4 protein-coding genes are annotated in these 2,973 nt (G+C 76.1%); all 4 read right to left on the minus strand.

What is annotated here, in order from left to right:
* The coding region (locus IF99_RS0129995) for an MBL fold metallo-hydrolase (RefSeq protein ID WP_031001574.1) at window positions 1-830 on the minus strand (830 nt) is incomplete at its 3' end.
* The gene (locus IF99_RS0130000) at window positions 827-1,864 is read right to left on the minus strand and encodes an NUDIX hydrolase (RefSeq protein WP_031001575.1); all 1,038 of its coding nucleotides are present in this window, start codon (window positions 1,862-1,864) and stop codon (window positions 827-829) included. The genes IF99_RS0130000 and IF99_RS0129995, both read right to left, overlap by 4 nt.
* 275 nt (window positions 1,865-2,139) lie before the next feature.
* Window positions 2,140-2,604, minus strand: coding sequence for a RidA family protein (locus IF99_RS0130005; RefSeq protein WP_031001577.1), 465 nt, complete (start codon window positions 2,602-2,604; stop codon window positions 2,140-2,142).
* The gene (locus tag IF99_RS34555) at window positions 2,601-2,762 is read right to left on the minus strand and encodes a hypothetical protein (RefSeq protein ID WP_199806590.1); all 162 of its coding nucleotides are present in this window, start codon (window positions 2,760-2,762) and stop codon (window positions 2,601-2,603) included. Before IF99_RS34555 ends, IF99_RS0130005 begins: the two co-directional genes overlap by 4 nt.
* Window positions 2,763-2,973 lie beyond the last annotated feature (211 nt).

Below are 2,973 nucleotides of genomic sequence, written 5' to 3' on the forward strand. Positions count from 1 at the left end.
CCCCCCACCCCCCGCTCCCGCAAGTACTCCAGCTGCGCCCCCACCGACCACTCCGCCGCCGGCCACAGCGACCGGTCCACGTCCGCGTACACCCTGGCCACCACCTCCGGCGCCGTCGTCAGCCCCGCCCGGACCGCCTCCTCGACCTGCGCCAAGCGGGCCGCGCGGTGCGCGAGGTAGTACTCGATCGCCCCGCGCGCGTCGTCCAGGACCGGGCCGTGGCCCGGAAGGACGAGGTCCACGCCGTCGTCCGTCGTCAGCGTCCGCAGCCGTCGCAGCGAGTCGAGGTAGTCCCCGAGCCGCCCGTCCGGGTGCGCCACCACCGTCGTACCGCGTCCGAGCACCGTGTCCCCCGTGAGGACGGCCCGGTCCGCCGGGAGGTGGAAGCAGAGCGAATCCCCCGTGTGACCCGGGGTCGGTACGACGCGCAGTTCGAGGCCGCCCGTCGTGACGACATCGCCCGCGGCGAGTCCCTCCTCGCCCAGCCGCAGCGCCGGGTCGAGCGCGCGCACCGGGCTCCCGGTCAGTTCCGCGAAGCGGGCCGCGCCCTCCGCGTGGTCGGGGTGGCCGTGCGTGAGCAGCGTCAGCGCGACGCGCTGCCCGGCGCGTTCGGCCATGGCTATGACGTGCGCCAGGTGGCCCTCGTCGAGCGGACCCGGGTCGATGACGACCGCGAGGCCGGACCCGGGCTCGGCGACGATCCACGTGTTCGTGCCGTCGAGCGTCATCGCCGAGGGGTTCGGCGCGAGGACGTTGACCGCGCGCGCCGTCGCCGGGCCGCTCGTCACCGCCCCGCGCGGGCTCCCCGGCAGCGCGGGCACGGCACTCACGCCCCCTCACCCCCGCCAACCGCTCCCCCGCCGACCGACCCCCCACCGGCCAATCCCTCGCCCCGCACGCCCCCGCCCGGCGCCCCTCCGCCCGACGTCTCTCCGCCCGGCGACACCGCGCCCGGCGAACCCTCCCCCGCCAGCGCTCCGCCCGGCAGCCGCCGTGTGAACTCCTCGTGCCCCGGCCAGGTCAGGATCACCTCGTCGCCGTCGAGGCGCGCTTCCGCCAGGACTGGCTTGAGCGCGCGTCCCTCCAGGTCGGCCATGACCCCGGCGAGCGAACCGTAGGGAACGAGGTCGCGCAACGTGGCGACGGTGGGCGGCATCATCTGGAGCGCCCCTTCCTCGTACCGGTGCAGGGCGTCCACGGGGCGCACCCACTCGGTGCGGTCGGCCTCCGTGGAGACCTCGCGGGTGCGCTGGCCCTCGGGGAGGGCGGCGACGAAGAACCAGGTGTCGTAGCGGCGCGCCTCGAACTCGGGCGTGATCCAGCGCGCCCAGCCGCCGAGCAGATCGCTGCGCAGCACGAGCGCGTGGCGGTTGAGGAACTCGGCGAACGAGGTCTCGTGGGCGACGAGCGCCACGCGCTCCGCCTCCCACTCGGGCCCGGAGACGTCCGCGACGACGGTCTCCGCGTCCGGGCCCGCGAGCAGGACCCCGCACTCCTCGAAGGTCTCCCGCACCGCCGCGCACACGACGGCCCGCGCCGCGCCCTCCTCGCCGAGCCCGAGGCGCTCCGCCCACGCGGCGGGCGAGGGCCCGGCCCAGCGCACGGCCGTCTCGCTGTCGCGCGGGTCCACGCCGCCGCCCGGGTACGCGTACGCGCCGGCCGCGAAGGCCATCGATGCGCGCCGGCGCAGCATGTGCACGAGAAGCCCGCCGGGACCCTCGGGCGCCTCGCGCAGCAGCAGTACGGTGGCGGCGCGGCGCGGCGTCACGGGGACGAGGTCGCCGCGCGCGTGGGCGCGGATACGGTCCGGCCAGTCGGCGGGGAACCACTGTGCGCCGGTGCTCTTGCCTGCACGTTCGCTCATCCTCGGAGGCTAACGCCTCTCGCGCGGGAGTTCGAAGGACCGGCCGCCCGCAGCAATTCCACCGGCCACCGGCCTCCGACCGACCCACCGGCCCCACCGGCCGACCAGCCGCCGTCCCCCCGGCGAGCGCCCGCCGTCGCCACGGGAAGAGCGCCCACCGCCCCCACGAGCGCCCACCGCCTTCCGCGGAAAGAGCGCCCACTGCCCCACGGAAAGGCGACACGCCCTCGCCCGCCCCCGCGAGGAGCCGCGCCTCCCGCCCTCCCGCGAAGCGGCTACGCCTCCAGCTCCACGATCAGCTCGACCTCCACCGGCGCGTCCAGCGGCAGGACCGCGACGCCCACGGCGCTGCGCGCGTGCACGCCCTTCTCGCCGAGGACCTCGGCGAGCAGTTCGCTCGCCCCGTTGACGACCCCCGGCTGTCCCGTGAAGTCCGTCGCCGAGGCCACGAAGCCGGTGACCTTCACGACGCGCGCGACGCGGTCCAGGTCCCCGGCCACCGAGCGCACCGCCGCGAGCGCGTTGAGCGCGCTGACGCGCGCGAGCGCCTTCGCCTCCTCGGCGGTGACCTCGGCGCCGACCTTCCCGGTCGTCGGCAGCGTGCCCTCGACCATCGGCAGCTGCCCGGCGGTGTACACGTACACGCCGCTGCGCACGGCCGGCTGGTACGAGGCGAGCGGTGCCGCGACCTCCGGCAGCGTCAGGCCCAGCTCGGCGAGACGCGCCTCGACCGCGCTCACGCCTGCTTCTCGCGCTTCATGTAGGCCACCGGGTTCTCCCAGCCGTTGGGGCCGGGGATCACGGCGACCAGTTCCCAGCCGTCCAGGCCGAAGTTGTCCAGAATGGCCTTCGTGTTGTGCGAGAGCAGCGGCGCGGTGAGGTATTCCCAAGTCTTCATGCGGCGACTTTAACGGGCCGCACGGGAGCGGCGGAAACCCACGCGACGGGCGGCGCCCCCATGCCCGTACGGGCACGCCACGCGGCCCCGGCCCCGGCCGCACAGCACGTCCCCCCACGCGGCACGAGCCCCCCCCAACCCGCCACGAGCACGCCTCTCCCCCGCCCCGTCCCGCCACCCAGCCCGTACGCGCCGCTGTCCCTGCTCACCC

Source organism: Streptomyces sp. NRRL F-5630 (genome assembly GCF_000719475.1).
Classification (GTDB): domain Bacteria; phylum Actinomycetota; class Actinomycetes; order Streptomycetales; family Streptomycetaceae; genus Streptomyces.